The organism is Aggregatibacter actinomycetemcomitans, from assembly GCF_023518055.1.
Taxonomy (GTDB): Bacteria; Pseudomonadota; Gammaproteobacteria; order Enterobacterales; family Pasteurellaceae; genus Aggregatibacter; species Aggregatibacter actinomycetemcomitans.
On record NZ_CP085096.1, the window covers coordinates 437,892 to 463,457 of the forward strand.

Sequence of the window (25,566 nt, forward strand, 5' to 3'; positions counted from 1 at the left end):
TAAAAAGGCTTGATGTAGTGCATTGAGCCTTTTTTATTGAATTTCGCGACCAGTACGCGCGCGCGGGAAATTACTGCAGGTTTTAGGCCTTAAAACCGCCCATCCCACTCAATTACCACCACCGCAAAATTAAGATTTTATGATGACAGATAAAACCGGACTTGTTTACCTTTGAGTAAAGGTACTCCTAGATGGGCTAGGACTTCCACGGGGTAACGGGTGCGCGGAGACTGCCAATTTTTCACATTTCTAACCATCATCATCTTCTGGTTAAATCGCTTTTTTATAATTCCCGAAAACCTCTTTTTTATAGCGTTCAGAAACCTCCCGATTACCGCCATTTTTATAGGCACTTTAGATTTTAGTTATACGTTTAGTTATACGGAGTAAAAACCAAATTGCACAAATCTAGCAATAACAAGGCTTACAAGCAACAATTCAGATAACCCCAGCCCACCAAAACATAGTCCAAAGCAAACTTTACAAAACCTAAAAGCCCTTGAAAATATTAACCTCAAGGGCTTTTTTATTTCCTAAGCGTTCCTATAAGATACTACCAAAGCCTTGAATTTTAGTTATACGATTCCCGTTTCAGTTTTTTAAAGGCTTGTGGTGAAAAGTCACTTGTTTCAGCCACTTCAATCTGCGTTCTTTTCATTTGGGGTTTCAGAATTTTGGAGGTTTTAGGTTTGTATAAGGCGATTTTACGCCATCAAGCCCTCTTTCACGAAAGGCTTTTCCAATAAATGACTTGAGAACGAGAAATCTGATGAAATTTAGCCACCTCTCATATACCGAAATCCTGCTCGGTGACCGGCTTGATAATTTTTAAACGAAATTGGTAAGAGTAAGACATAATCTGCACCTCAAATTAGGTGTCCAGTTTTTTTTGGTAGGGTAGATCACTTTTCTTTCTCCTCACTGTTACAAATCTCACAAAAATCCCCCTACCCAATAAAAAACCTCAAAAATGTTATACAGATCACGTTCCTAAAATTTATTTTCGCTATAATTCCCTTAATTAATTGTTGCAGTAAGGAGTTACCAATGAACGCAAAACAAATCGCCCATTATATCGACCACACCGCCCTCACAGCCGAGAAAACCGAGGCGGATATTTTGAAACTGTGTGATGAAGCCCTTGAACATCATTTCTTTTCCGTTTGTATTAATTCCTGCCATATTCCGTTGGCAAAACAAAAACTTGCCGGTTCCGATGTGAAAATTTGTACGGTAGTAGGGTTTCCGTTGGGAGCGAATCTCACCTCCGTGAAAGCCTTTGAAACCAAAGAAGTCATTGCCGCCGGCGCCAATGAAATCGATATGGTGATCAACGTGGGGTGGATTAAATCCGGTAAGTGGGACGCGGTAAAAGCGGATATTCAGGGCGTACTTGCCGCCTGCTATGGCACGCCGTTAAAAGTGATCTTGGAAACCTGTCTGCTAACCAAAAAAGAAATCGTACGCGCCTGCGAAATCTGCAAAAGGTTAAATGTGGCGTTTGTGAAAACCTCTACCGGTTTCAATAAAGGCGGCGCCACCGTGGAAGATGTAGCGTTAATGAAACAAACCGTGGGTAACATCGGCGTAAAAGCCTCCGGCGGGATTCGCGATACGCAAACCGCGTTAGCCATGATTGAAGCGGGCGCAACCCGTATCGGCGCCAGCGCAGGCATCGCCATTATTCACGGCTTACAGGACTCCGGCAGCCCTTATTAATCAATACGTTAGGAAAGACAGCACAGCATGGAGAAAAAACAAACCTCACGGGTACAAAAACTGGAATTTTTGCTCAAACAAACAGATAAAATCCATCTGCGCGACGCGGCACAAATGCTTGATGTGTCGGAAATGACTTTACGTCGGGATTTAAGTTCCGACAGCGGCAATGTGGTGTTATTGGGCGGCTATATCGTGATGAACCCACAAAAAAGCGGCAATCATTATCAGATTTTTGACCAACAAACGCGCCACATTACGGAAAAAATGTGGCTCGGTAAACTCGCCGCCAATCTCGTCAAGGACGGAGATACCGTGTTCTTCGATTGCGGTAGCACCATTCCGTTTATCATTTCGCAAATCGATCCGCAGATAAAATTCACCGCACTTTGTTGCTCCATCAATAGTTTTATGGCGTTGCAGGACAAACCGCACTGCGAAGTGATTCTGTGCGGCGGACATTATTCGCGCCACAATTCTTTCCTGACTTCCGTGCAATTACACAGCGAACTGGACGCCATTTGCACCACCAAAGCCTTTATTTCCGCCTCAGGTATCGATATAAAAAAAGGTGTGACCTGCTTTAGCGTGGATGAAGCGAAAGTGAAGCAAAAAGCCATGGCAAAAACCCAACTGGCCATTTTGGTTTTTGATCACCATAAAGTGCATAAAATCCAACAAGCCTATATCGGCGAATTGGCACAATTTGATCTGCTGATCTCCAACCAACCGCTACCGGCGGGCTTTGGTGAGGTGCCGAAGATGTTAGTGAAATAAAGTGAAAGGGAACCCAAACGCCATGATCATCATGGCGTTTTTTCACACAGAAAAACCTCAAAATGTGATCTAAATCGTGGTTTTTAAATGCAATTGCAATACACTATCTTTATAAACACCAATCCAAGGAGAATCAGATGAATAAAACCTTAAAAATTTCATTGTTTGCCATGATTTCCGCGTTAGCTTTTAATACCATGGCAAATACACAACCGTTAGCCGTGTTGGAACCGCAGGTAAACTATCAACAGTTACTCACCCAACGGCAGGTGGTGGATGATTTAATCGCGCAGGCGGTGAAAATCCAAAATTCACCGGCGCGGGTGTCCAATGCGGGCTTTACCGCAAAATTGCCAAGCAACATGGAACGCATTGCCGCGATTTTGTTGGAAGCCTATGAATTGGAACCTTACCGCGTTGATTTTCTGTTCGGCGCAGCAAATGCCAACATTTACAACGGCAATACGGACAAAGCCATCGAGCTTTACCAAAAAGTGCTCACGGTGGCGCCTGATGATGTGAAAGCACATATTTATTTAACCGCGTGGAATCGTTTTAAACAAAACCAAGGGGAAACCGACAAATACTTCACCCGCTTAAAAGCGCTGGCACCGCAAAAAGCAGCGGAACTGGAGCAGGTCTTCAAGATTATTGATAACGCCGCAAGCCAACCGATTAGCGATAAATTGGCGAATAAATTGCCGGCGGATTCCGCCATTATTACCTTGGGTTATGCGTTAAATCCGGACGGCAGTATGCACGACATTTTGATTCAGCGTTTGGAAAAAACCTTGGAAATCGCCAAACAAAATCCTGATGCATTGATTATTGTCACCGGCGGCATGCCGCAAAATAATCGTACGGAAGGGGCATTAATGAAACAATGGCTGATTAACAAAGGCATCGATGCCAAACGCATTTATGCCGACAATTACGCCCGTTCAACGGTGGAAAATGCGTTATTTTCCCGTTACGCCTTGGCGAAACACCATATCAAACACGCCTCCCTCATCAGCTCCGGTAGCCATGTGCGGCGCGGTCAGGCGTTGTTTGAAATCGCCGCCTTGGAATCCGGTCCGCAAAACATCAAAATCGAAACGGTGGCGGCGCTAGACAAACCGTTAGACGAATTACAAAAAGTGAGTGAAAAAGATTTATTGGGAATCTATCGCGACAGCCTGAAAACCATGGGCTTGCCAATGTTTAATAGCGGAGCACTACAAGATTAATTCTGTAATGCAAATTGGGTCGCATCCCGAGCCAAAGTGCGGTTGAAAAACGCTGTGAATTTTCACCGCACTTTTTATGTCCGGCATTTCCCTAAAAAAAAAAGAGCAACACAGCCAAGCTATGTTGCTCTTTTCTATTCAAATCAATGGATTATTTTTTCTTCGTCGGTCTTTCCCAGCCTTGGACGTGTTTTTGCGGAACGCGGGTGGTGACCAGTTCGTCGCGTTTGACGTCGTAGCGGATGGTGGAGCCTGCGCCGATGGTAGCGCCGCTTTCGATGGTGACCGGGGCGACGAGTTGGCTGTCGGAGCCGACAAACACGTTGTCACCGATAGTGGTTTTGAATTTGTTGGCGCCGTCGTAGTTACAGGTGATCACGCCTGCGCCTATGTTACAATCTTTGCCGATTTCCGCGTCGCCCACATAGGTTAAGTGGTTCACTTTGGAGCCTTTGCCGATGTACGCTTTTTTGATTTCCACGAAATTGCCCACGTGGGTGTTTTCCGCCAAGTCGGCGCCCGGACGTAAGCGGGAGAACGGTCCGATGGCGGCATTGGCGCCTACGGAGGCATCTTCCAGCACGGAATACGGTTTGATTTCCACGTCATCGCCGATGTCGCAGTTAGTCAACACACAACCTGCACCGATTTTCACCCGATTTCCTAACCGCACTTTGCCGTTTAAAATCACGTTCATGTCGATTTCCACGTCTTTGCCGTGGCTCAATTCGCCGCGCAGTTTGAAGCTGTTCGGATCCAATAACATCACGCCCGCCAGCAATAATTCGCGTGCCTGTTTTTGTTGGAAATATTGCTCAAGTGCGGTCAGTTGCAGGCGATTATTCGCGCCTTCCACTTCCATTAAATCCACCGCTTGCACCGCCGCCACTTGGCAACCGTCGCGATTTGCCAAGGCGATAACATCGGTCATGTAGTATTCGCCTTGCGCGTTGTTGTTATCCAGCTGCGCCAGCCATTTTTTGAAGGATGCGCCGTCGGACACCATCACGCCGGTGTTCACTTCCTGAATGTTAAGCTGTTCCACGTTGGCATCTTTTTGTTCCACAATGCCAACGACATTGCCATTTTCGCGCAAAATGCGACCGTAACCCGTCGGGTTGTCCAACACGACCGTTAACAAGGCAATGCCGTTGTCCGGTTTGGCGGCAATGAGTTTTTCCAAGGTGTCTTTAGTAATCAAAGGCGCATCGCCATAGAGCATTAAAATGTTTTCGTCATCGGCAAAAAACGGCGCCGCCTGTTGCATGGCATGACCTGTGCCGAGTTGTTCCGTTTGCAACACCCAGTTCACCGGTTCGCCCGCCAAGCGTTGTTGTATTAAATCGCCGCCGTGTCCGTAAACCAAATGAATATTGCGCGCGCCGAGTTGTTTAGCGGTGTCGATGACGTGTTTCACCATGGGTTTGCCCGCAATAGGGTGCAACACTTTCGGCAAATCGGAATACATACGGGTGCCTTTGCCGGCGGCCAGAATTACTACGCTGAGTGCTTGAGTTGTCATAAAAAATGTCTCTTTTGTTCGCTAAAAATTGCGCGCTAGTATATCATTCTTGCAATTTCGAGTTAAGTTAAGGATACGCCGCAATATGCAACAGGAATATTATCTCGGCATCATGTCCGGCACCAGTTTGGACGGTGTGGACGTTGCCCTGATGGCATTCACCGAACAACCGCAATTCATTGCCGGGCAATTCACGCCAATGCCGACGCATTTACGACAAGATTTATTGCAATTAGTTTCTCACGGCACCACCACATTACAGCAACTGGGCGAGCTAGATCAACGTTTAGCCCTGTTATACGCCGACGCCGTCAACCGCTTCCTCACCACCCACAACCTATCTCCGCAACATATCCGCGCCATCGGCTGCCACGGGCAAACCGTGTGGCACGCGCCGCAGGGGGATTTTCCGTTTACCCTACAAATTGGCGATATGCATCTGCTTGCAGCGCGCACCGGCATTGACGTGGTGGGCTATTTTCGGCGTAAGGATATGGCATTCGGCGGACAAGGGGCGCCGCTGGTGCCTGCTTTTCATCAAGCGCTGTTTTATGATGAACGTTGGGCGACGGTGGTGTTGAACATCGGCGGGATCAGCAATATTTCCGTGCTGTTTCCCCATCAGCCGATTATCGGCTACGACACCGGCGCGGGCAACGCCTTAATGGACGGTTGGATTGAGCGCCATCTGGGCAAATCCTACGACGCCGACGGGCAATGGGCGCGCAGCGGAAAAGTGCGGTCGGCATTATTGGCGGAAATGCTGAAAGAGCCTTATTTCCAACTACCGCCGCCGAAAAGCACCGGGCGCGAATTGTTCAACCTTGCGTGGCTTGAAAAAACGCTGGCAAAAACGACCGCACTTTTAGACGAGATACCGCCGCAAGACGTGCAAGCCACCTTATTGGAATTCACCGCGCAAAGCATTGCCCTTGCTTTAAATCAGCTTGAAACCGAACTGCCGCGCCATTTGTTGGTGTGTGGCGGCGGCGCGAAAAACGGCTTGCTGATGGAGCGCCTGCAAGCGCTGCTGCCAAATTGGCAATGCCGTCCGACCAACGACGTGGGCTTAGATGTGGATTATGTGGAAGCCGCCGCCTTCGCTTGGCTTGCCTATCGTCGCATTCACAACCTACCATCCAATTTACCCAGCGTGACCGGCGCCAAAAGTGCGGTCAGTTTGGGCGCCATTTTTCCTGCGGAGAAGATCTCATGAGCGAACAAAATTTAGTAAACAGCCTCGAAAAAATGTTAAGCGAACAGCGCAATCCGAACACCATGCACATTGATTCCCTGTCGACGTTGGAGGTCGTTACCTTATTAAATAAGGAAGACAAATTGGTGGCGTTGGCGGTGGAAAAAAATCTGCCGCAAATTGCACAAGCGGTAGAACGCATTGAGGAGGCATTTCAGGCGGGCGGACGCTTGGTTTACCTGGGTGCCGGCACCAGCGGTCGCCTTGGCGTATTAGATGCCTCCGAATGCCCGCCCACCTTCGGCGTGCCATCCGGCATGGTGGTGGGGTTAATTGCCGGCGGGGACACGGCGTTGCGTAACGCGGTGGAAGGCGCGGAAGATAATGCCGCCGCAGGCGAACAGGATTTACGCCACATCAATTTCAGCGCTAAAGACGTACTGGTGGGCATCGCCGCCAGCGGACGTACGCCTTATGTGATCGGCGGTTTGAACTACGCCAAACAGCTCGGTGCAACCACAGTGTCCTTGGTCAGCAACCCGAACGCTGTTATGAGCGATATCGCGGACATCGCCATCACCACCGCCGTCGGCCCTGAAGCTCTCACCGGTTCCAGCCGCTTAAAATCCGGCACAGCGCAAAAAATGGTGCTGAATATGCTCACCACCGCCGCCATGATCCTCCTCGGCAAATGCTACCAAAACCTGATGGTGGACGTGCAAGCCACCAACCAAAAACTCAAAGCCCGCGCCATCCGCATTGTCATGCAAGCCACCGACTGCGATGCCACCACCGCCGAACAAACCCTACACACCACCAACGGCAATGCCAAACTCGCGATCATGATGTTGTTAAGCGGATTGGATAAAACGCAGGCGGAAGCCGTGTTAGTGCAACATAAGGGAAGATTACAGAACGCCTTGGTGGGGTGAAAAACGCCGGAAAAAACGACCGCACTTTATAGGCTTTAAAAGCCGAGGGCAAGTACGGGAATTGGACTTGAAATTATTTGGAGAAACGAAGTGTATACAACAAAAAAATTACTATCTATTCATTAGTAAGTTTTCCATTCTATTTATGAAGCTAGTTGTATCTAAGAAATAATTAGGGTACGCATCTTTTAATTGGTTTACATCATCAACCGAAACTAGCACCACATCAAGAAATTCATTCTTAAAAGAATCTTGTTCATAATGGGAGTATACCTGCTCAGCTTTAAATTTCTCATTCTCATTAAAAGTTTTAATTTCAGTATTATGTTTTTTTAAATCTAATATTAACAAATAATATGCTGCGCTAGGGTTATGTTCTACATCAATAGCACTAACGCTTTTTAGTTTATCTATTACACCTAATTTTGAATCTAAATCTTTTATTTTTTCACATATTTGCACAACAGAAAAATTATTAAACTCTTCTATTATTGGAGTATCTTCCTGATAAGAAAATAATGCACTACATAATTTCAAAAATAATCTTATTCCCTCATCACCTTGTCCAACTTTAAATGATGTTTTCATCAAAGAGCCCAATATTTCAACTATGGTTGCCCACTCATGTTGTAACTGAGTTCTAATTTGCAACTCTAATTTTAGTTTATAATTTTTATCTTCAAATACTTGATGTACACTTCATATACCCATCTTTTTTAGGAGTTTCTATATAATCATGCGTTTTATTTACATAACAGAAGAAATTTTCCTTCCTAAGTTCACAGATTGTATTTGAATTATCACTAACAAACACTCTCAATGCATCCATATTCTTTAAAATTATTCTAACTCCAGCTAAATCTCCCATTCGAGATAATTTCATATCAGGAAATCTTTTTAATTTTTGTATAATTGAAGAAAACCTTTTTGAGCGCGAAGATATGATACATTTATCATATAGATTTAATCTCTGAATTTTCTTATTCAGTAGTCTTTCAAAAACTGAAATATTATATGAGTGGTAACTTCTATATGTTTCTAGTATAGTAATAAAGCGTATTAATTTTTTTTGATCTATTTCTTCATTATTGCTTTGAGATATTTTTCTTAAATAATCGCCAGCCTTGGCTACTGATGATTTTGAAGGCAATAAAAAAGGTGGACTTTCGATACCAGCCTCACCTTTTTGAACATAATTAAATTCAAATTCTGTTTTTATATTCTCAATACTGGACATTATTATACTTTTCCATTAAAAAGCTCATCTTGAGTAATAACACTTCCTAAACGTCCCATAGACCATGCCGTTTCAGGTTGATGAGTCATCCAAGATAACTGAGGTCCATCAAATTTACCGTATATTTCAATGATCTTATCTAAAAACAACAGAGTATCTTTATCACTTTCTTTAATAATTTGCTGTTTCCCCCATATATCAGTACCAAAACTAGAGATAATTCGAGAACCAAATGGTTTGAACTCATGGTAAATTTCCGGTAGCACCGGACCAAATTGCCATCTTTCAACCCCCCCCTCAAACAAAGGCTTACCATAAAGCTTAATATACCAAGATTGCGTATAAAACATTAATTTTCGTAGTTTCATTGGAGTTAAATTAGAAATTTCTCCAATATTAGCCTTGCCAATGAATGAGTTGGCGATAGCAATAGATGAATAACCCACAATTTACCTCCTTATTCTATAATAAACTAAAATTTGGCTTAGGATTGTATACCTTTCTCTGTTATAAACCAATACTGTATACCACCATTTTCTTTGTAAATTTGAGTAAATACACCATGCGTATCTTCACATTTTGTTCCTTAATTGCCACACCGATCACATTTTCAAAATAAAAACACCGAAAAAATCCACCGCACTTTCCCCTTTCTTGCTAAGCGTTGTAGAATAAATTTTATCCAAATCCGTCAAAGGGATATTGTTATGAAACGCGCGAACTTTCCTTTCCGATTGACCTTTCTCGCCGCCGGTTTAGCGTTGCTAACCGCTTGCCACTCCATCATTTATCAACCTGCCAAAACCATTGAACACATCGATCTGCAAAGCGGTTATCGTTTGGAAAACGTCATGCAGCAGGCGTTGCAAAAAGAGAATCTGGTGATTATGACCTTTTCCGGCGGCGGTTCGCGGGCGGCATCTTTGGGCTACGGCGTGTTGGAGCAATTCAAAAACGCCTCGGTGCGACCGACGGAAAAAGGCGATACTCTGTTGCAAAATATTGATGTGGTGTACGGCGTGTCGGGCGGTTCGGTGTTGGCGGCATATTTTGCACAGGAAGGGCAGGATGTGATCCCGAAATTTAACGAATCCTTTTTGAAAAAGGACTTTCAAAAGAAAGTAATTAACGAAGTGTTCTCCATGAGCAACGTGCCTCGGCTAACCTCCCCGCAATTCGGGCGGAGCGATTTGTTGCAGGAGCAGTTGAATCTTGCGTTATATAAAGGGAAAAAATTTGCCGACCTCGCCCAACATAGAAAAGGTCCTTTTGCGGTGATCAATGCCACGGACATGGCCATGGGGCAAAAAATCTCCTTTACCCAAGATTTCTTTGATTGGCTTTGTCTGGATTTAAACGATATTGAAATTGCCCGCGCGGTGGCGGCGTCCAGCGCCGTGCCGTTAATTTTTTCGCCGGTGACGCTCAATAATCATGGTGGATCTTGCCATATCCATAACAAAAAAGCGATGTTGACCGAACAGCCGGGTTATTGGCTCCTGCTGAATAATTTTAATGCTATGGAAAAACGTTTTGCCCGCTATCAAAATAATCCCGAAAAAACCTATTTACATTTGGTAGACGGCGGTTTGACAGACAATTTGGGCTTGGCGAGTTTATTGGATATGTCGAATTTATTGAGTATGCATGAGTTATATACAGAATTGAAAAAGTCCAATTTGCGCAATATTGTGGTGGTGAATGTGAATGCGCAAAACGAAAATACCAGTCAGATAGATAAATCGGCGGATGTGCCGGGCGTGAAAGAAGTGGTTAATACAGTTATCAGTGTGCCTATTGATAAAGCGACGGAATCCACATTGCAATATTCACAAAAATTTGCCGACCAATGGAATGCTTACACCAAGCGCAAAAAAGACGTAAAAATTAAGATTTATTTTGTGAATTTGAGTTTGCGGAATCTGCCTGAAGGACAGTTAAAAACCGATGTGTTACATATCGGCACCTCTTTCTATTTGCCTGAATCTGATGTGGATAAACTGCGCGAAGCCGCTAAGATTTTGTTAGAGCAATCGAAAGAATATCAAGAAGCGCTGAAGGCATTGCAATAATCTTGATAGGTGCGGTGTAAAATACATTTTTTTATGACCGCACTTTTGCTTGTCTGTCGTACAAATATTGACTTCTCCCCCTTGCGTAGTAATATGCTCCCACTTTCCATTACAGGCGTTTTTTATGCTAGCGTTTTCACATCAGGAACATATTGAATCCTATTATTCCGTCACTCGTAACCAATATTTTGAGTTACCATCGCTAAGTCAAAAAGCATCTGCCAACGTTTGCGTGGTGGGCGCGGGCTTTTTCGGTTTATCCACTGCGTTGGAACTTGCCGAGCAAGGAAAAAGCGTGATCGTGCTGGAAGGCGCGCGGGTGGGCTTTGGCGCGTCGGGGCGTAGCGGCGGGCAGGCGATTAACGGGTTTGAAGACGGCATCGACGATTATATTGCGCAAGTGGGGCTGGACACCGCCCGCAAGCTCTGGCAGATGTCGCTGGAAGCCATTGAGATTATTGATGAGCGTATTGCCAAATACAGCATTCAATGCGATTGGAAGAAAGGCTATGCTACCTTGGCGTTAAATGAGCGCCGCATGGACGATCTCATCGCTATCGAAAAAGCCAGCCATGAGATTTTCGGCTATCAAAATATGCAACTGTGGGATAAAGCTAAGCTGGAACAACATCTGGGCAGCAAAATTTATTACGGCGCGTTGTACGACAGTAATTCCGGGCATTTACACCCGCTCAATTATTGTCTCGGTTTGGCGAAAGCCTGTTTGGAGCTGGGCGTGCGCATTTATGAACAGTCGCCGGTAGTGGATTTGCAGGAAAAAGCCACGAAAATTGAAGTGATCACCGATCAAAGTTCGGTCATCGCCAAAGATGTGGTATTAGCGACCAACGCCTATATTGACGCCTTGCCGAAAAGCATTCACCACGGCATTGCGCGCAAAATTCTGCCGGTGGAAAGTTTTATTATCGCCACCGAACCGTTGGATCAAGCCACCGCCGATTCAGTGATTAATAACGGGATGTCCGTGTGCGACAGCAATTATTTACTGGATTATTATCGTTTAAGCGCCGATAATCGCTTGTTGTTCGGCAGTGACTCCAGTTCGGAAAAAGATATGATTGAAGTCATGCGCGGCAATATGTTGCATGTTTTTCCACAGTTGGAACAGGTCAAAATTGACTACGGCTGGGGTGGACCTATCGACATGACTATCAATTCCAACCCGCATTTCGGCCGGATTTCGCCGCATATTTATTTCGCGCAAGGCTATTCCGGACACGGCGTCGCGCTCACCGGTTTGGCGGGGCGCATTGTAGCGGAAGCCATTTTAGGCAACGACGAGCGTTTGAAGATTTTCAGTAAATTAAAAGTGCCTTCCGTGTTCGGCGGCAAATTAGTGAAGAATCTGGCATTAAAAATCGGCGTTAATTATTATCGTTTCTTAGATAAATACCGTTGATTTTGTAGACAAATTTTATTTCTTTTAGTTATACAATAGAGAAAATGATTATTTTATTCGGCGCAGATTTACTGTAATAATCCACCGCACTTTTCCTCTTATTAAGCAAAATAAAGGAACGAATTATGAAAAAATCCATTTTAGCAAAAACATTACTGTTAACCGGTTTAGCCCTCGGCATCGCCACGCAGGCGGCAGCAGGCGAAATTTCCGATCGGGTAGAAAAAACCAAAACCTTATTAGTGGGTACGGAAGGCACTTACGCTCCGTTCACCTTCCACGATGACAGCGGCAAATTAACCGGTTTTGACGTGGAAGTTATCGAATCTGTGGCGCAACGTTTAGGCTTAAAAATTCAATTTAACGAAACCCAATGGGATTCCATGTACGCCGGGTTAAACGCCAAACGTTTCGATTTAATCGCCAACCAAACCAGCCCAAGTCTGGAACGCTTGAAAAAGTACCTTTACACCACACCTTATAACTACTCCACGGCGGTTATCGTGACCAAAGAAGGCGATGACAGCATTAAGGCATTTGAAGATTTAAAAGGTAAAAAAGCGGCGCAATCCTTAACCAGTAACTACGGCAAAATCGCCAAAGCCAACGGCGCGGAATTGATCGTGGTGGACGGTTTGGCGCAAGCCTTGAAACTCATCACACAAGATCGTGCACAAACCGTAGTAAACGACCAATTAGCAGTGTTGGATTACTTCAAAAAACAACCAAATGCCGGCTTAAAAATTGCAGTAAAACGCGATGAAAAAGTGCCTTCCGGTTTTGCCGTGTTAAAAGGTGAAGAACCGTTGGCGGAAAAAATCAATCAGGCGCTGGAAGAATTACGAAAAGACGGCACCTTGAAGCAAATCTCAATTAAATGGTTCGGTGATGATATTACTCAATAATTTTCTTGCCTCCCTTCCCTTTATGAATGCAGAAAGAGCCAATGAAGCCATCAGCGCTTTTTGGCCTATGTTGGAAGCGGCAATTGATAAAACCATTCCGTTGGCAATTATCTCTTTCTTTGCCGGTTTAGTGATTGCGTTGGGCGTGGCGGTGATTCGTACCATGCCGAAAAGCGGCATCGGTTTACTTGTGTTGCAACTGCTTTGTCGCATCTATGTTTCCATCATTCGCGGTACGCCGATGTTGGTGCAGATTTTCATTATTTTCTACGGCTTGCCGGAAGTGGGCATTAAACTGGATCCCTTTCCGACGGCGATTATCGCCTTTTCCATTAATATCGGTGCCTACGCGTCGGAAACCATTCGTGCGGCGATTTTGTCCATTCCGAAAGGGCAATGGGAAGCCTCCTATTCTATTGGCATGAACTATTTCCAAACCTTCACCCGCACCATCATGCCGCAAGCTTTGCGCGTGTCCGTGCCGCCGCTATCCAACACCTTCATCAGCAACGTGAAAGACACGTCGTTAGCGTCTTTGGTGTTGGTGACCGAAATGTTCCGCGTGGCGCAAAATATCACAGCGGAAAACTATGAATTTATTATGATTTATAGCGAAGCGGCGTTAATTTACTGGTGCATTTGTCTGGTTTTGTCATTTGCTCAGGAACGCTTGGAAAAACGCCTGTCCCGTCACTTACAAGCCTAAGGAAATCCCATGTTAGACGTTCGCAACATTCATAAAACATTTAACGGCAATCAGGTGCTGAAAGGGATCGATTTTCAGATTCAAAAAGGCGAAATGGTGGCGATGCTCGGCCCTTCCGGCTCCGGCAAAACCACGTTTTTACGCTGTTTAAATTTACTGGAACGCGCCGAACAGGGCACGTTGCACTTCACCGACGGCAGCCTTGCGTTGGATTTTGCCAAAAAAATCAGCAAAGCCGATGAATTAAAACTGCGTCGCCGCTCTTCCATGGTGTTTCAACAATACAATTTATTTCCCCATCGCACCGCACTTGAGAACGTGATGGAAGGCATGCTTGTGGTGCAAAAGAAAAGCAAGGAGGAAGCGGAACAGCGCGCCGTGGAATTGCTCACCAAAGTGGGCTTAAAAGACAAAATGCATTTGTATCCGTCCCAATTATCCGGCGGTCAGCAGCAACGTGTCGGTATTGCGCGCGCGTTGGCGGTGCAACCGGACATTATTCTGCTGGACGAACCCACCTCCGCGCTGGATCCGGAATTGGTCGGTGAAGTGCTACAAACTTTGAAATTACTGGCGCAGGAAGGCTGGACGATGATTATCGTCACCCATGAATTGCAGTTTGCCCGCGACGTGGCGGATCGGGTGATTTTAATGGCAGACGGCAATGTGGTGGAACAAAACGGCGCGCGTGAATTTTTTGAAAACCCGCAACAGGAACGCACCAAACAATTCTTGTTACAGGCAAAAATTCCGGTCTGCGTGGAGTATGAAATTTAGCCTTTCAAAGGGCAATTTGCGGAGAATATTGTTCGCTGATTGCCACAAAATCCGTCAAAGAAATCAACCGCACTTTTGTTGGTGACGGCAAAAGTGCGGTTAAATTTCTCGCCAAAATATCTTCCTGCAACATCATACATTGCGCTTTACAGCGCGCCAATAAATCCGCCTGTTTTAACGCCAATAACACGCCGTCCTGCCATAACACGACCGCATCCCGCGCGGTGGCATTCAGCAAATAACGTGCCAGTTCGGCTTGGGAATAATGGGCTTGGGAAAAGGTATAAAGCATAATCAGAACGTCAGAATTTTTTTACTTTGTTGCAGGATTCTCATCAGCTGTTCACGCGGCAGTGCCTCACAGTTTAAGGATAAATCCAGCGGCTTAAGTTGAAATTGTTGCAGGGAATCGGCGCACACATAACGCTGTTCAATATCGTATAAATTCAATAATTTTAATGCGCTTGCCGTGTCTTTTTGCAAAATCAATTCCGCCTGTTGATTTTTTTGCAAATTCAACACGCCGTCATCCAAGAAAAACACCGCAATGTCCTCTTCGGCGCAAAATGCCGTGGCGGCAAGCAGCGCGTCTAATCCTTCGCGTGTATTTGCCGAACCATAAGGCGCGTGACGGAAAATAAAGGCAAGTTTACTCATAGGGTTATCACCCGATCGGCTTGTAATAAGGCTTGGCTGAATTCACCCAAGCCGGCAAGTTGAAAAAAGTCCGCCAGGTTAACCGCACTTTTATCGGCGGCAGAATAGCTATCCACCACGCCACGCCGTTGAGCGGCGGCAACGCACAAATGCAGCGGCACGTTAAATTGACGGGAAAATGCCTGCCAGGCTTGGACCAAATTAAATTCGTCATTAGCGGGATAAACCAAGGCGTTGCCGTTGGTTACGCCATCCTGATAAAAAAAGATTTGGCTGATATGATGCTTTTGCACCAGTACTTGTGCCAGTTGGTACGCCAGAAACGCGCCTTGACTACCGTAAACCGGTTGTTTCACCACCAACACATAATCCATGAATTATTCATCCTGATCTTGTTTAATTTGACGAATATATAAATACACGGTATGACGAGAAATATTGAGACGCTCCGCCACTAAATTGATAGCGTCTTTAATGTCGAAAATGCCTTTTTCATACAGAGAAACGACAATTTGGCGATTTTTGTTATTATTCGCCACCATGCGATCGGCAGTAATCTCCTCAATGGTTTTACCCACAGTTTGCACTACCAGTTCTTCCACCGAGCTGGCAAAATTCACCGCTGAGGTTTCTTGATGATCGGGGATTGGGATAAAATTTTGCAGAAATTGCGACACCGGCACGTCTAAATTAATGTTTATACAAAGCAAACCAATAATACGCTTTGTGCTGTTGCGAATAGCGATGGTTACCGACTTCATCAAACCGCTGTTTTTCTCCTCATGGAGAAAATAAGGTTTACTGACGCTGTCTGATTTCATCTCGTGCAATGAACGCAAAGCAAAATCCGTTATGGGCGAACCCACCTGACAGTTGGTGTTATGCCCGTTGGCGATATAAATGGCGGAATGTTCTAAATCCTCAAAGGAATGTAAAACAATTTCGCAATGTTGCCCGATAAGCGCACTCACGCCGTCAACCACGGCAATATAAGAATTTAAAATGGTGCGATCTTCGTCAGTAAAAGGTCGTTTATCCGTTAACATGAAAGAACGTGTTTATTGTTATAAGCCACTAGAAATGACCGCACTTTCGCTTGCCGGAAAAGTGCGGTCGTTTTTCAGGTTATTTCGCCGGGGTGACGTCCAATACTTCAATATCAAAGTAAAGTGTGGAATGCGGTGGAATTTTATCGCCCGCACCGTCCTCACCGTACCCCAAGTCCGCCGGAATGACCAACTCAATTTGTCCGCCTTTTTTAACTAATTGCAGACCTTCGGTCCAACCTTTAATCACTTGATTTAATGGAAACTCGGCAGGCGTTCCACGCTCACGGGAGCTGTCAAATACGGTACCGTGCGGCAATTTACCGGTATAGTGAACTTTAACCACATCGGCAGCTTTAATGGCATCACCGGACCCTTCTTTTTCCACACGATATAACAAACCGGAAGCAGTTTTCTTCACGCCATCTTTCTTAGCAAATTCTGCCGTGAATTTTTTGCCTTCTTCTTCCGCTTTTTTCACCATGGCGGCGACACGTTTTTCATTTTCCGCTTTTAACTTGGCATTAATGCCTTGCAAGGTAGAGGCGATTTCTTTGTTGCCTTCCAATTTTACTTTGCCGTTTAACACGTCGGAAATCCCGGCAATCACTTTCGCATTGTTGTAATCAATCATGCCTTTTTGTGCGTTAATTAAGCCTTGTAAATCGGAACCGAATAATACGCCTACCGCGTAAGAGGAATCATCGGTAAATTTTGCATCAGTTTTGCTTTCCGCCAAAACACCGCTAGAAACGACCGCACTTAAAATCAGCACCGGCACTGAAATTTTCTTCATTTTTAACATTGGGTTCTATCCTTTATAATAAGTAAAAAATGCGTTGGATAGGGTAAAACGGATTCAACAAATTCACAACAGTTATTTAGGAAATATTATGTCGATGCAACAAAATTTAGCACAGCGTATCACCGAATTGGAGATGAAAGCGACCTTTCAGGAAACTGTCATTGAAGAATTGAATCAGGCATTGGTTGAACAACAATTTATTCTGGATAAAATTCAGCTCCAGTTACGTTATCTGGCGAATAAAATACAAGATATGCAGCCTTCCAATATCGCCAGCCAAGCGGAAGAAACCCCACCACCGCATTATTAGAGTTAAAGAAAATAAAAAAAGGGCGCCGAACCGGCGTCCTCATTTATTTTATAATGTTGATTATTTCGCAAAATACGCTTCTAAATCATCACTACCACCGATGTGTTTACCACCGATGAATACTTGCGGCACAGTCGCACGACCGGAAACCGCACGTACGCTCACGATAGTCGCATCGTGACCTAACACGATTTCCTCAAAGCTCAAGCCTTTTTCGTGTAACATTTGTTTTGCTTTTGCACAGAATGGACAACCCGGTTTAGTGAAGATCGTAATAGATTCTTGAACTTGGTGTTGCGGTGCAAGATACTTCAACATGGTATCGGCATCGGACACTTTAAACGGATCACCCGGTTCGTTTGGTTCGATAAACATTTTTTCTACTACGCCATTTTTCACCAGCATAGAATAACGCCATGAACGTTTGCCAAAACCTAAATCTTCTTTCCCTACCAACATGCCCATGCCTTCGGTGAACTCGCCATTACCGTCAGGAATGAAAGTAATGTTGTCGGATTTTTCATCTTCTTTCCATGCATTCATCACGAATGTATCATTCACGGAAATCACAAGAATATCATCAACACCGTATTTTTTGAATACCGGCGCTAATTCGTTATAACGTGGTAAATGGGAAGAAGAACAAGTCGGGGTGAATGCACCCGGTAAAGAGAAAACGATAACGGTTTTATTATCAAATAATTCGGATGTAGTGACATCAATCCATTGGTCGCCTTGACGCGTACGGAATGTCACTTGAGGAACTTTTTTACCTTCCATATTAGACATGATTTTTCTCCTATTAAAATTTGCAGAACACATTTAGAAACCGCCGTTAAAAGCCTAAGCAATATCTAAACATAAGGTGAATTATAGGTAAAATTATGATATAGTCGCAATCAATTAATTCTATTTTTTTAATTGCTACCTTCTATAATTGAGGATCTATGAATATTCGTGATTTAGAATACCTTGTAGCGCTTGCCGAACACAAGCACTTTCGTCGTGCGGCGGATTCTTGTCATGTAAGCCAACCGACATTAAGCGGACAAATTCGTAAACTGGAAGATGAGTTGGGTATTATTCTGTTGGAACGTACCAGCCGTAAAGTATTGTTTACCCAATCGGGTTTATTATTGGTGGATCAGGCTAAAACCGTCTTGCGCGAAGTAAAGTTATTAAAAGAAATGGCAAGCAACCAAGGCAAAGACATGACCGGTCCGCTACATATAGGCATTATTCCTACTGTAGGACCTTATCTAATGCCTCATATCGTACCGACCTTACAGCAAAATTTCCCTGATCTGGAATTATTCCTTTATGAAGCACAAACCTATAGGTTGTTAGAACAACTGGAAACCGGTCGATTGGATTGTGCTATTGTAGCGTCCGTACCGGAAACTGAAGCCTTTATTGAAGTCCAACTATTTAATGAAAAAATGCTTCTTGCCGTTGCTGAGCAGCACCCATGGGCTAATGAAAATTCAGTCTCAATGTCCTTACTAAAAGACTGTGAAATATTAATGTTGGACGATGGGCATTGCTTACGCAACCAAGCATTAGGTTATTGCTTCACTGCCGGCGCACGGGAAAACGCCCACTTTCAGGCAACCAGCTTAGAAACTCTACGCAACATGGTCGCTGCCAATACCGGCGTCACTTTAATGCCACAGCTTGCTGTGCTCAGTGAAGGCAATCGTAGTGGCGTAAAATACCTGCCTTGTGATGAACCGGAACCATCCCGCGACATTACCTTGGTTTATCGCCCGGGTTCACCATTACGTGCACGTTATGAGCGAGTAGCAAATACGGTGAGTCAATCGGTTAAATCTATCTTATCTTCTTAATGGGGTAAGCTATGGTCGGTATTCGGGCGCAGCAAAAAGAAAAAACCCGTCGTGCCTTAATTGATGCGGCTTTTAACCAGCTGACGGCAGAAAAGAGTTTTTCCAATTTGAGTTTGCGGGAAGTCTCCCGCGAGGCCGGTATTGCTCCGACCTCATTTTATCGCCATTTTCGCGATATGAATGAGCTTGGTCTCACCATGGTGGATGAAGCAGGTTTAATCCTACGTCAACTCATGCGTCAAGCACGTAAACGCATTGCCAACGGCGGAAGCGTTATCGTCATCTCAGTGGAAACCTTCTTTGAATTTATCAACAACAGTCCAAACATATTCCGCCTACTATTGCGTGAAAGTTCAGGCACATCACAGGCTTTCCGCACTGCCGCTGCCCGTGAAATAAAGCATTTTATCGACGAACTGTCAGAATACATTGCCCACAAAAACCACTATTCCCAATATATCGCTTATGTGCAGGCTGAAGGGATGGTCACCATTGTATTTACTACTGGCGCCAGTGCCTTAGACATGAGTAAGGCGGAACGGGAACAGTTAAAAGCGCGGTTGATTTTACAACTCAGAATGTTGGCAAAAGGGGCTAAATATGAAACCAGGGATAAATACAAGCCTGGCTAATTTTTTAACAGATTCAATTTAGCTCTGCTTATTTTACATTTCATGCCAAAAACAGATCTTTAGGTTTTATACCCCTCAAATAGTTAAGCTAGCCGCACTTTGTAGGAACAACTATGACATTCGGCCGTTGGCAATCGGGATCACCTGATCGCAAATCGCCATGGTGGAGGCGCGATGGCTGACGAGGATGATTAATTTTTCCGCTTTTACATTCAATAAAGATTGCAAAATCATGGCTTCGTTTAAGCTGTCCAGATTGCTGGTAGGTTCGTCCAGCAAAATAATCGGCGCGTTGTGCAAGAAAGCGCGGGCAATACCGATGCGTTGTTTTTCGCCGTCAGAAAGGTTGTTCCCCATTTCGGTAATTTTGGTGTCATAGACTTCCGGCAGGCTCATGATAAATTCATGAATAGACGCTTTTTTCGCCGCTTCAATCACTTGTTCTTTGGTCGCGTTGCGGTTCGCCAACAAAATATTTTCATAAATGGTTTCGTTGAAAATATAGGTTTGTTGCGTGATGTAAGCGATATTATCGCGCAAATTCACGGTGTTAATGTGTTTTAAGTCGGTATCGTTAATACAGATGCTGCCTTGTTGCGGATCGTAAAAACGCATAATCAATTTTAACAGCGTGCTTTTTCCGCTGCCGCTGCGTCCGTGAATGCCGAGGATTTCGCCTTTATTTATGTGCAAATTCACATCGGACAAAATCTGTTCCTGCGCATAAGCAAAACTGACATTTTCTACCTTAATTTGCTGCACATCGGTGATACTTACTCCATTTTCCACGTCTTTCAATTCAGGCTGTTCCGCCAGCAACGCCAATACCCGCTCGCCGCTGGCAAGGGTTTGCAGCAGGTTATTGGAGAGATTACTTAAGGCAATCACCGGTCCGTAGCCGGACATAAGCAAAATCACCGCCACTAACAAGCCAACAAAATCAATTTTATCATAAGCAAATAACGTTAAGCCCACCAGTAAAATCACGATATTAAAAAACGATACGGCGATTTCCGTAAAGGAACGCACATTGCCTTCCTGTTGTTTGATTTTTAAGAATGCCTGATCGATTTTTTCGCTGCGTTGGTGAATTTCCTGTAGGCGTTTTTGTTCGTTGCCGAATAACTGAATTTCTTTCATGCCACGAATGCTGTCGAGAAAGAAATCGTTCATTTCGCCCACCAGCTCGCGGTATTTGCGCCCGTCTTCGCGCGCCATTTGGGTAGTGACGATAGGCAGAATAATGCCGATGGTCACATACGCCAACAGAGCCACCAACACGAACCACCAGGAAATGTGAGCGAATACCGCCAATAAAATGGCGGAAGTGAGAAAGGCAATAGCGATGGGGGCGATGGTGTGTGCGTAAAACACTTCCAACAATTCAATGTCGTTGGTGACTAAAGAGAGCAATTGCCCGGATTGTTTATCCTGCAATTTAACGAACGCCAGGCGACGCAATGCGCCAAACACTTTATCGCGCAATAATGCCAATAATTTGAAAGCGATGTAATGCCCGGACATTTGTTCCAGATAACGCAAAATGCCGCGTGCTACCGCCAACACGATAAGTGCGGTCAAAATTTGCGATAAATTTAAGTGAACGTGGAAATTGAGCAGTTCCGCCAATCCCATGGCGCCCAGCACCATAATGAAAATCGCGCTGAGGAAACCGAGGGTGCCCATAATGATGGTGAAACTCATGATGTGGGCTAACGGCGTAACCAATTTCATGAGCTGCCACATGACGACAAATCCGTTCTTACGCATGATTTGCCCCCATTCTGATATTTTCTAAATTCTTTTGTTGATTGAACATTTCTGCATAAATTCCGTTTTCTGCCATTAAAGAGGCATGATCGCCGGATTCCATCAAGCGACCGCTTTGTAGCACATAAATCTGATCCGCGTTCACCGCGTTTGCCAACCGATGAGAAATCATCACAATGGTTTTGCTGTGTTTAAGCTGTTGAATAAATTGCAGAATAATTTCTTCGCTTTCTACATCGATGTTACTGGTAGCTTCATCGAAAATATAGACATCAGCGTTATGCAAAAGGGCGCGGGCAAGCGCTAAACGTTGAATTTGCCCGCCGGACAAATTGCTTCCGCGACTGAGCAACGGCATCTCCAAACCGCCGTTTTCCCGCACAAAATTCGCCAGATTCACTTGTTCCAAACATTGATAAATGACTTCGTCGGAGGCATTTGATAACACCATTAGCATATTTTCCCGCAAGCTGCCTTTGAAAATGTAACTGCTGTGACTTACCAGCGAAATGTGGCGATATAAGGAATGGCGGTTAATCTGTTTAATATCGATGCCGTTAAACAAAATTTCGCCTTGTTGCGCCTGATAGAACCCCATTAGTAAAGATACCAAGGTCGATTTGCCACAACCGCTTTTGCCCACGAAAACCGTTAACTGTTTCGGCTGGATGCTGAGGGTTAAGCCTTTAATGGCGGGTTTTTCCTCGGAATAGGCAAAATGTAAATCGTTAATTTGCACGGTGACTTCATTTTTAACCGGAAAATCCACCGCACTTTTATTTTCTTCCACCGGCGTATCCAACAGCATAAAGATTTTTTCCGAAGCAGCTTTGCCGTTCATCGCCACATGGAAGAAGGAACCAAGCAAGCGCAATGGAATGAAAAATTCGGAAGCCAGTAAAATAAACAACACCACGCCGAAAATGGATAAATTGCCGTCCTGAAATTGTAAAAGTGCGGTCAAAATACCCAGCGCAGCGCCGCCGTAAGCCAATAAATCCATTAGCGAAACGGAGTTCAGCTGCATAGTGAGCACTTTCATGGTAATAGTGCGGAAATTTTCCGCTTCAATGTCCATTTGTTTAGCTTTGTAATCGTCGTCCTGATAGATTTTTAAAGTAATCAAGCCTTGTAAGTTATCCAAAAAACTGCTGCCTAAACCCACATAAATGGACCAATATTTCGCTAATAAACGTTTCGCGATTTTATTCACGGCAATAATGGACATAGGAATTAACGGTACGCAAACCAACAGAATGAGGGACGTTGGCGCGTTGAAAAAAACCAAAAAAATAAACAACGTGAGTGGCGCAAGCAGGCTGTAAAAAAGCTGCGGGAGATAACGCCCGAAATAAATTTCCAGCTGTTCTACCCCTTCGGAAGCCACTTGAATTACGGAAGAGGTTGATTGTTGATTTACTTGATTAAGCGGCATGGAAGACAGTTTTTGATAAATCAGCGTGCGTAATTTGTGTTTCACCTGCGTACTGGCTTTATAGGACGCTTTCACTGCCATTTTGCCCGCCCAGGCACGTAGTGCCAAACAGGCAATTAAAACGACGGTAAAAATAACCGCACTTTGGAGGGTAAGCGAACGCTCAAACGCCCATTGCAAACAAACGGCAAACACCACTGCGCTAATAATGCCGCCAATTAATGCAACCCAGTTCCACAATACATTAATCGCAATCCATTTTTTGCTGTTGGCGACCGTATTTATCAGCCGTTTATCAATCATCATAATGTTTATCTGTCCTTAAATCACCTCAATGAAAGTGCTATATCATAACATTTATATGACAAATGCTAATTAATTTTATTCGTAAAAATAATGTATTTCGTGTTTAACGGTTAAATAAAAAATAGCGCCTGAAATAAGACGCTATTATTCCCCGAAGCAAAATCGTGTTATAGGAAAATATTTGCAAATAATAAGCCTAAGGCTAAGCTGAATGCCATACTCAATAAGCCCGGCAACATGAAGCTGTGATTGAAAATGTATTTACCGATGCGTGTGGTGCCCGTAGTGTCAAAGTCGATAGAGGCAATGATCGGACCGTAGTTCGGAATGAAGAAATAACCGTTTACCGCCACAAACACACCAACTAATACTGCCGGCGGAATGCCAAGGGCAATACCAAGCGGGAATAATGTTGCCACCGTTGCCCCTTGGCTGTTTACCAATACGGACAGGATAAATAAGGCGATTGCAAATGTCCAAGGCGCAGTTTCTACCAAACCCCTCACCATACCTTTCACTTCTTCAAGATGCGCCTGCATTAACGTATCACCTAACCATGCGATACCGAAAATGGCGATAACTGCACGTATACCGGCATGAAATACCGAACCCTTGGTAATTTCCGTACCGTCCGGTTTACAGGTTAAGATAATTAATGCACCGATGGTTAACATAATAATTTCAATGGTGTGTGCCATACCCATCGGTTTGCCGTCGAATACCGGACGTAATGAAGGCATTGCCCCCATTAAAACCACAAGTAATGCACCGAATAAGAATAGTGAGACGGAAATTTTTGCGGTTTTGCTGATTTCAAGTTCTTTACTGCTAGTGGTTGAATTGAAAGCTTCCGCATATTTAGGATCGTTTAAACGACGTTGATATTCCGGATCATCTTTTAATTCTTTGCCCATTTTGTTCACAAAGATACAAGCAAGGAAAAGACCGATTATAGTAGAAGGAATGGTAACAATCAGGACATCCCCCAGGTGAATACCCTGCGGTTCAAGGTAGGCAACCACGGCTACCACCGCCGCCGCAATCGGGCTTGCAACAATAGCAAATTGTGATGCGATAACCGCCATGGATAACGGACGCTCCGGGCGAATACCATTTTGACGGCTCACTTCAGCGATAACCGGTAATACGGAGTAAGCCACGTGACCGGTTCCTGCTAACAGCGTAAATGTCCAAGTTACCGCAGGTGCCATAAAAGTAATGTATTTCGGATTACGACGTAAAATATTAGTGGCAATTTTGATCATGTAATCTAACCCACCGGCAGCCTGCATTGCCGCTGCCGCTGCAACTACCGCCATAATCATAAACATCACATCAATTGGCAAGCCGGCAGGTTTTAAACCGAACCCAAAGGACAAAATTGTAAGCCCCAAGCCACCAAATACACCTAAACCGATTCCGCCAACACGCGCACCGATTAAAATGCAGAGCAACACAATGGCGAACTGAAATAAAAACATAGCAGACATACTGCCTCCTTAGAATAAAAATAAAAAATTGTTTAATGTATAAGAGATTATACTCAATGAGATTTTGAGAGAAATGCCTTATACAAAGGCAATCGGGATTTAGTTAACTTCAAAATTCACCTTAATTATATAAGAATGTTGTAATGGTGAGTATGGCGGATTTTGGACGTTCTGATTAAATTATGATCTATATCACACTTTAAATAAATAATTGATTGTTATTTCAACAAAATTAATAGAATCTGCAGAGACAATAATTTTTGATAAATGACTCAAGTAAAGTTATACTTGAGCCCTTATTTTTTAAACCTAATTATTGAGAAAAAAATGCAAGAATTTATACCCATGGCAACCGCTTTTGCCAAAAATCATACCTTGATCGTCGTCGCTTGGGTAGCTGTCTTTTTGATGGTGATCTATAATTTCGTAAAATCTGCCACCAGTAAAACCAAACTTATTGATAATGCGGAAGCGATTTCTTTAATGAACAACCAAAATGCCGTGGTTATCGACTTACGCTCCATTGATGAGTTTAACAAAGGCCATATCATAAACAGTTTAAACATCCTGCCTTCCGAAATTAAAAACAACAATATCGGAAAAATTGAACAGCACAAAGACATTCCGGTAATTTTAGCCTGTGCCGATTTCGTTTCTTCCCGTTCTTCCGGTGAAATTCTGGCAAAACAAGGTTTCAATCATGTTTATGTGCTAAGAGAAGGCATCGGCGGCTGGCGTGCAGCAAATTTACCTTTAGTTAAAAAATAAAATAAGGAC

The 25,566-nt window shown here is 44.2% G+C and carries 27 protein-coding genes and 1 pseudogene; 14 read left to right on the forward strand and 14 right to left on the reverse strand.

Annotated elements, in window-relative coordinates:
- Positions 1-583: 583 nt before the first annotated feature.
- A pseudogene (locus LIN98_RS10405) lies at positions 584-856 on the reverse strand (helix-turn-helix domain-containing protein); the annotation flags it as partial.
- 191 nt (positions 857-1,047) lie between these two features.
- Here LIN98_RS10405 and deoC point away from each other — a divergent pair.
- From deoC to LIN98_RS02215, 3 genes are all read left to right on the forward strand, one after another.
- Positions 1,048-1,719 carry a deoxyribose-phosphate aldolase gene (deoC, locus tag LIN98_RS02205; protein WP_249856144.1) on the forward strand — a complete coding sequence of 224 codons (672 nt, stop codon included), beginning with the start codon at positions 1,048-1,050 and terminating at the stop codon, positions 1,717-1,719.
- Positions 1,720-1,746: 27 nt separating this feature from the next.
- Complete coding sequence (gene deoR / locus LIN98_RS02210) at positions 1,747-2,496, forward strand: DNA-binding transcriptional repressor DeoR (RefSeq protein WP_005546355.1); 750 nt, start codon at positions 1,747-1,749, stop codon at positions 2,494-2,496.
- Positions 2,497-2,633: 137 nt separating this feature from the next.
- Positions 2,634-3,725 carry a YdcF family protein gene (locus LIN98_RS02215; protein ID WP_005568508.1) on the forward strand — a complete coding sequence of 364 codons (1,092 nt, stop codon included), beginning with the start codon at positions 2,634-2,636 and terminating at the stop codon, positions 3,723-3,725.
- A 151-nt stretch (positions 3,726-3,876) separates the two neighbouring features.
- Here LIN98_RS02215 and glmU read toward each other — a convergent pair whose 3' ends face one another.
- On the reverse strand, positions 3,877-5,247 hold the full coding sequence (glmU, locus tag LIN98_RS02220) for a bifunctional UDP-N-acetylglucosamine diphosphorylase/glucosamine-1-phosphate N-acetyltransferase GlmU (RefSeq protein ID WP_005546352.1): 1,371 nt from the start codon (positions 5,245-5,247) through the stop codon (positions 3,877-3,879).
- 85 nt (positions 5,248-5,332) lie between these two features.
- On the opposite strand from glmU, the gene LIN98_RS02225 reads away from it, so the two are divergent.
- Together LIN98_RS02225 and murQ are read left to right on the forward strand one after the other, a co-directional pair.
- Positions 5,333-6,463: an anhydro-N-acetylmuramic acid kinase gene (locus LIN98_RS02225; RefSeq protein WP_014167510.1), complete on the forward strand. Its 1,131-nt coding sequence runs from the start codon at positions 5,333-5,335 to the stop codon at positions 6,461-6,463.
- Positions 6,460-7,374 carry an N-acetylmuramic acid 6-phosphate etherase gene (gene murQ, locus LIN98_RS02230; protein ID WP_061870002.1) on the forward strand — a complete coding sequence of 305 codons (915 nt, stop codon included), beginning with the start codon at positions 6,460-6,462 and terminating at the stop codon, positions 7,372-7,374. Before LIN98_RS02225 ends, murQ begins: the two co-directional genes overlap by 4 nt.
- Before the next feature lie 111 nt (positions 7,375-7,485).
- On the opposite strand, the gene LIN98_RS02235 is transcribed toward murQ, so the two are convergent.
- From LIN98_RS02235 to LIN98_RS02245, 3 genes are all read right to left on the reverse strand, one after another.
- The gene (locus LIN98_RS02235) at positions 7,486-7,962 is read right to left on the reverse strand and encodes a (p)ppGpp synthetase (protein ID WP_249856145.1); all 477 of its coding nucleotides are present in this window, start codon (positions 7,960-7,962) and stop codon (positions 7,486-7,488) included.
- Positions 7,963-8,053: 91 nt separating this feature from the next.
- Entirely contained in the window at positions 8,054-8,611 is a 558-nt protein-coding gene (locus LIN98_RS02240; RefSeq protein WP_231098008.1) for a RelA/SpoT domain-containing protein, read from the reverse strand.
- 2 nt (positions 8,612-8,613) lie between these two features.
- A complete protein-coding gene (locus LIN98_RS02245) occupies positions 8,614-9,057 on the reverse strand; it encodes a Panacea domain-containing protein (protein WP_061870001.1) in 444 nt (147 codons plus the stop codon).
- 261 nt (positions 9,058-9,318) lie between these two features.
- Here LIN98_RS02245 and LIN98_RS02250 point away from each other — a divergent pair, with 261 nt between their 5' ends.
- From LIN98_RS02250 to LIN98_RS02270, 5 genes are all read left to right on the forward strand, one after another.
- On the forward strand, positions 9,319-10,683 hold the full coding sequence (locus LIN98_RS02250; protein WP_014167512.1) for a patatin-like phospholipase family protein: 1,365 nt from the start codon (positions 9,319-9,321) through the stop codon (positions 10,681-10,683).
- Positions 10,684-10,807: 124 nt separating this feature from the next.
- The gene (locus LIN98_RS02255; RefSeq protein WP_148326242.1) at positions 10,808-12,103 is read left to right on the forward strand and encodes an NAD(P)/FAD-dependent oxidoreductase; all 1,296 of its coding nucleotides are present in this window, start codon (positions 10,808-10,810) and stop codon (positions 12,101-12,103) included.
- A gap of 125 nt (positions 12,104-12,228) precedes the next feature.
- Positions 12,229-13,008 (forward strand): amino acid ABC transporter substrate-binding protein, encoded by a 780-nt coding sequence (locus LIN98_RS02260; RefSeq protein ID WP_005568516.1) that lies wholly within the window; start codon positions 12,229-12,231, stop codon positions 13,006-13,008.
- Complete coding sequence (locus tag LIN98_RS02265; protein WP_014167513.1) at positions 12,992-13,714, forward strand: amino acid ABC transporter permease; 723 nt, start codon at positions 12,992-12,994, stop codon at positions 13,712-13,714. Before LIN98_RS02260 ends, LIN98_RS02265 begins: the two co-directional genes overlap by 17 nt.
- 9 nt (positions 13,715-13,723) lie before the next feature.
- Positions 13,724-14,491: an amino acid ABC transporter ATP-binding protein gene (locus LIN98_RS02270; RefSeq protein WP_005568518.1), complete on the forward strand. Its 768-nt coding sequence runs from the start codon at positions 13,724-13,726 to the stop codon at positions 14,489-14,491.
- A 4-nt stretch (positions 14,492-14,495) separates the two neighbouring features.
- On the opposite strand, the gene LIN98_RS02275 is transcribed toward LIN98_RS02270, so the two are convergent.
- From LIN98_RS02275 to LIN98_RS02295, 5 genes are all read right to left on the reverse strand, one after another.
- A complete protein-coding gene (locus LIN98_RS02275; protein ID WP_005568519.1) occupies positions 14,496-14,783 on the reverse strand; it encodes a DsrH/TusB family sulfur relay protein in 288 nt (95 codons plus the stop codon).
- 2 nt (positions 14,784-14,785) lie between these two features.
- Positions 14,786-15,148: a sulfurtransferase complex subunit TusC gene (gene tusC, locus LIN98_RS02280; protein ID WP_014167514.1), complete on the reverse strand. Its 363-nt coding sequence runs from the start codon at positions 15,146-15,148 to the stop codon at positions 14,786-14,788.
- Complete coding sequence (gene tusD / locus LIN98_RS02285; protein ID WP_249856146.1) at positions 15,145-15,522, reverse strand: sulfurtransferase complex subunit TusD; 378 nt, start codon at positions 15,520-15,522, stop codon at positions 15,145-15,147. The genes tusC and tusD overlap by 4 nt, the downstream gene beginning before the upstream one ends.
- Before the next feature lie 3 nt (positions 15,523-15,525).
- On the reverse strand, positions 15,526-16,194 hold the full coding sequence (locus LIN98_RS02290) for a helix-turn-helix transcriptional regulator (RefSeq protein WP_005546328.1): 669 nt from the start codon (positions 16,192-16,194) through the stop codon (positions 15,526-15,528).
- Between the two features lie 79 nt (positions 16,195-16,273).
- A complete protein-coding gene (locus LIN98_RS02295; RefSeq protein ID WP_249856147.1) occupies positions 16,274-16,999 on the reverse strand; it encodes an FKBP-type peptidyl-prolyl cis-trans isomerase in 726 nt (241 codons plus the stop codon).
- 88 nt (positions 17,000-17,087) lie between these two features.
- Between LIN98_RS02295 and LIN98_RS02300 the strand changes: the two genes are divergently transcribed.
- Positions 17,088-17,309, forward strand: coding sequence for a SlyX family protein (locus LIN98_RS02300; RefSeq protein ID WP_025298275.1), 222 nt, complete (start codon positions 17,088-17,090; stop codon positions 17,307-17,309).
- A gap of 60 nt (positions 17,310-17,369) precedes the next feature.
- On the opposite strand, the gene pgdx is transcribed toward LIN98_RS02300, so the two are convergent.
- Positions 17,370-18,098 (reverse strand): hybrid peroxiredoxin PGdx, encoded by a 729-nt coding sequence (pgdx, locus tag LIN98_RS02305; protein WP_005539592.1) that lies wholly within the window; start codon positions 18,096-18,098, stop codon positions 17,370-17,372.
- Between the two features lie 158 nt (positions 18,099-18,256).
- On the opposite strand from pgdx, the gene oxyR reads away from it, so the two are divergent.
- Positions 18,257-19,156: a DNA-binding transcriptional regulator OxyR gene (gene oxyR, locus LIN98_RS02310; protein WP_005539591.1), complete on the forward strand. Its 900-nt coding sequence runs from the start codon at positions 18,257-18,259 to the stop codon at positions 19,154-19,156.
- A gap of 11 nt (positions 19,157-19,167) precedes the next feature.
- The gene (gene fabR / locus LIN98_RS02315; RefSeq protein ID WP_005539586.1) at positions 19,168-19,788 is read left to right on the forward strand and encodes an HTH-type transcriptional repressor FabR; all 621 of its coding nucleotides are present in this window, start codon (positions 19,168-19,170) and stop codon (positions 19,786-19,788) included.
- 111 nt (positions 19,789-19,899) lie between these two features.
- Here fabR and cydC read toward each other — a convergent pair whose 3' ends face one another.
- The 3 genes from cydC to LIN98_RS02330 form a co-directional block, all read right to left on the reverse strand.
- On the reverse strand, positions 19,900-21,558 hold the full coding sequence (gene cydC, locus LIN98_RS02320) for a thiol reductant ABC exporter subunit CydC (RefSeq protein ID WP_033000450.1): 1,659 nt from the start codon (positions 21,556-21,558) through the stop codon (positions 19,900-19,902).
- The gene (locus LIN98_RS02325; protein WP_249856148.1) at positions 21,551-23,299 is read right to left on the reverse strand and encodes an ABC transporter ATP-binding protein/permease; all 1,749 of its coding nucleotides are present in this window, start codon (positions 23,297-23,299) and stop codon (positions 21,551-21,553) included. Before LIN98_RS02325 ends, cydC begins: the two co-directional genes overlap by 8 nt.
- A gap of 167 nt (positions 23,300-23,466) precedes the next feature.
- Complete coding sequence (locus LIN98_RS02330; protein WP_249856149.1) at positions 23,467-24,789, reverse strand: anaerobic C4-dicarboxylate transporter; 1,323 nt, start codon at positions 24,787-24,789, stop codon at positions 23,467-23,469.
- A 327-nt stretch (positions 24,790-25,116) separates the two neighbouring features.
- Between LIN98_RS02330 and LIN98_RS02335 the strand changes: the two genes are divergently transcribed.
- On the forward strand, positions 25,117-25,557 hold the full coding sequence (locus tag LIN98_RS02335) for a rhodanese-like domain-containing protein (protein ID WP_005539582.1): 441 nt from the start codon (positions 25,117-25,119) through the stop codon (positions 25,555-25,557).
- The last annotated feature ends 9 nt before the right edge of the window (positions 25,558-25,566 follow it).

Coding starts and splice junctions, on each gene's coding strand:
- deoC (WP_249856144.1), top strand. CDS start 1,048: ATGAACGCAAAACAAATCGCCCATTATATCGACCACACCGCCCTCACA.
- deoR (WP_005546355.1), top strand. CDS start 1,747: ATGGAGAAAAAACAAACCTCACGGGTACAAAAACTGGAATTTTTGCTC.
- LIN98_RS02215 (WP_005568508.1), top strand. CDS start 2,634: ATGAATAAAACCTTAAAAATTTCATTGTTTGCCATGATTTCCGCGTTA.
- glmU (WP_005546352.1), bottom strand. CDS start 5,247: ATGACAACTCAAGCACTCAGCGTAGTAATTCTGGCCGCCGGCAAAGGC.
- LIN98_RS02225 (WP_014167510.1), top strand. CDS start 5,333: ATGCAACAGGAATATTATCTCGGCATCATGTCCGGCACCAGTTTGGAC.
- murQ (WP_061870002.1), top strand. CDS start 6,460: ATGAGCGAACAAAATTTAGTAAACAGCCTCGAAAAAATGTTAAGCGAA.
- LIN98_RS02235 (WP_249856145.1), bottom strand. CDS start 7,962: ATGAAAACATCATTTAAAGTTGGACAAGGTGATGAGGGAATAAGATTA.
- LIN98_RS02240 (WP_231098008.1), bottom strand. CDS start 8,611: ATGTCCAGTATTGAGAATATAAAAACAGAATTTGAATTTAATTATGTT.
- LIN98_RS02250 (WP_014167512.1), top strand. CDS start 9,319: ATGAAACGCGCGAACTTTCCTTTCCGATTGACCTTTCTCGCCGCCGGT.
- LIN98_RS02255 (WP_148326242.1), top strand. CDS start 10,808: ATGCTAGCGTTTTCACATCAGGAACATATTGAATCCTATTATTCCGTC.
- LIN98_RS02260 (WP_005568516.1), top strand. CDS start 12,229: ATGAAAAAATCCATTTTAGCAAAAACATTACTGTTAACCGGTTTAGCC.
- LIN98_RS02265 (WP_014167513.1), top strand. CDS start 12,992: ATGATATTACTCAATAATTTTCTTGCCTCCCTTCCCTTTATGAATGCA.
- LIN98_RS02270 (WP_005568518.1), top strand. CDS start 13,724: ATGTTAGACGTTCGCAACATTCATAAAACATTTAACGGCAATCAGGTG.
- LIN98_RS02275 (WP_005568519.1), bottom strand. CDS start 14,783: ATGCTTTATACCTTTTCCCAAGCCCATTATTCCCAAGCCGAACTGGCA.
- tusC (WP_014167514.1), bottom strand. CDS start 15,148: ATGAGTAAACTTGCCTTTATTTTCCGTCACGCGCCTTATGGTTCGGCA.
- tusD (WP_249856146.1), bottom strand. CDS start 15,522: ATGGATTATGTGTTGGTGGTGAAACAACCGGTTTACGGTAGTCAAGGC.
- LIN98_RS02290 (WP_005546328.1), bottom strand. CDS start 16,194: ATGTTAACGGATAAACGACCTTTTACTGACGAAGATCGCACCATTTTA.
- LIN98_RS02295 (WP_249856147.1), bottom strand. CDS start 16,999: ATGTTAAAAATGAAGAAAATTTCAGTGCCGGTGCTGATTTTAAGTGCG.
- LIN98_RS02300 (WP_025298275.1), top strand. CDS start 17,088: ATGTCGATGCAACAAAATTTAGCACAGCGTATCACCGAATTGGAGATG.
- pgdx (WP_005539592.1), bottom strand. CDS start 18,098: ATGTCTAATATGGAAGGTAAAAAAGTTCCTCAAGTGACATTCCGTACG.
- oxyR (WP_005539591.1), top strand. CDS start 18,257: ATGAATATTCGTGATTTAGAATACCTTGTAGCGCTTGCCGAACACAAG.
- fabR (WP_005539586.1), top strand. CDS start 19,168: ATGGTCGGTATTCGGGCGCAGCAAAAAGAAAAAACCCGTCGTGCCTTA.
- cydC (WP_033000450.1), bottom strand. CDS start 21,558: ATGCGTAAGAACGGATTTGTCGTCATGTGGCAGCTCATGAAATTGGTT.
- LIN98_RS02325 (WP_249856148.1), bottom strand. CDS start 23,299: ATGATGATTGATAAACGGCTGATAAATACGGTCGCCAACAGCAAAAAA.
- LIN98_RS02330 (WP_249856149.1), bottom strand. CDS start 24,789: ATGTCTGCTATGTTTTTATTTCAGTTCGCCATTGTGTTGCTCTGCATT.
- LIN98_RS02335 (WP_005539582.1), top strand. CDS start 25,117: ATGCAAGAATTTATACCCATGGCAACCGCTTTTGCCAAAAATCATACC.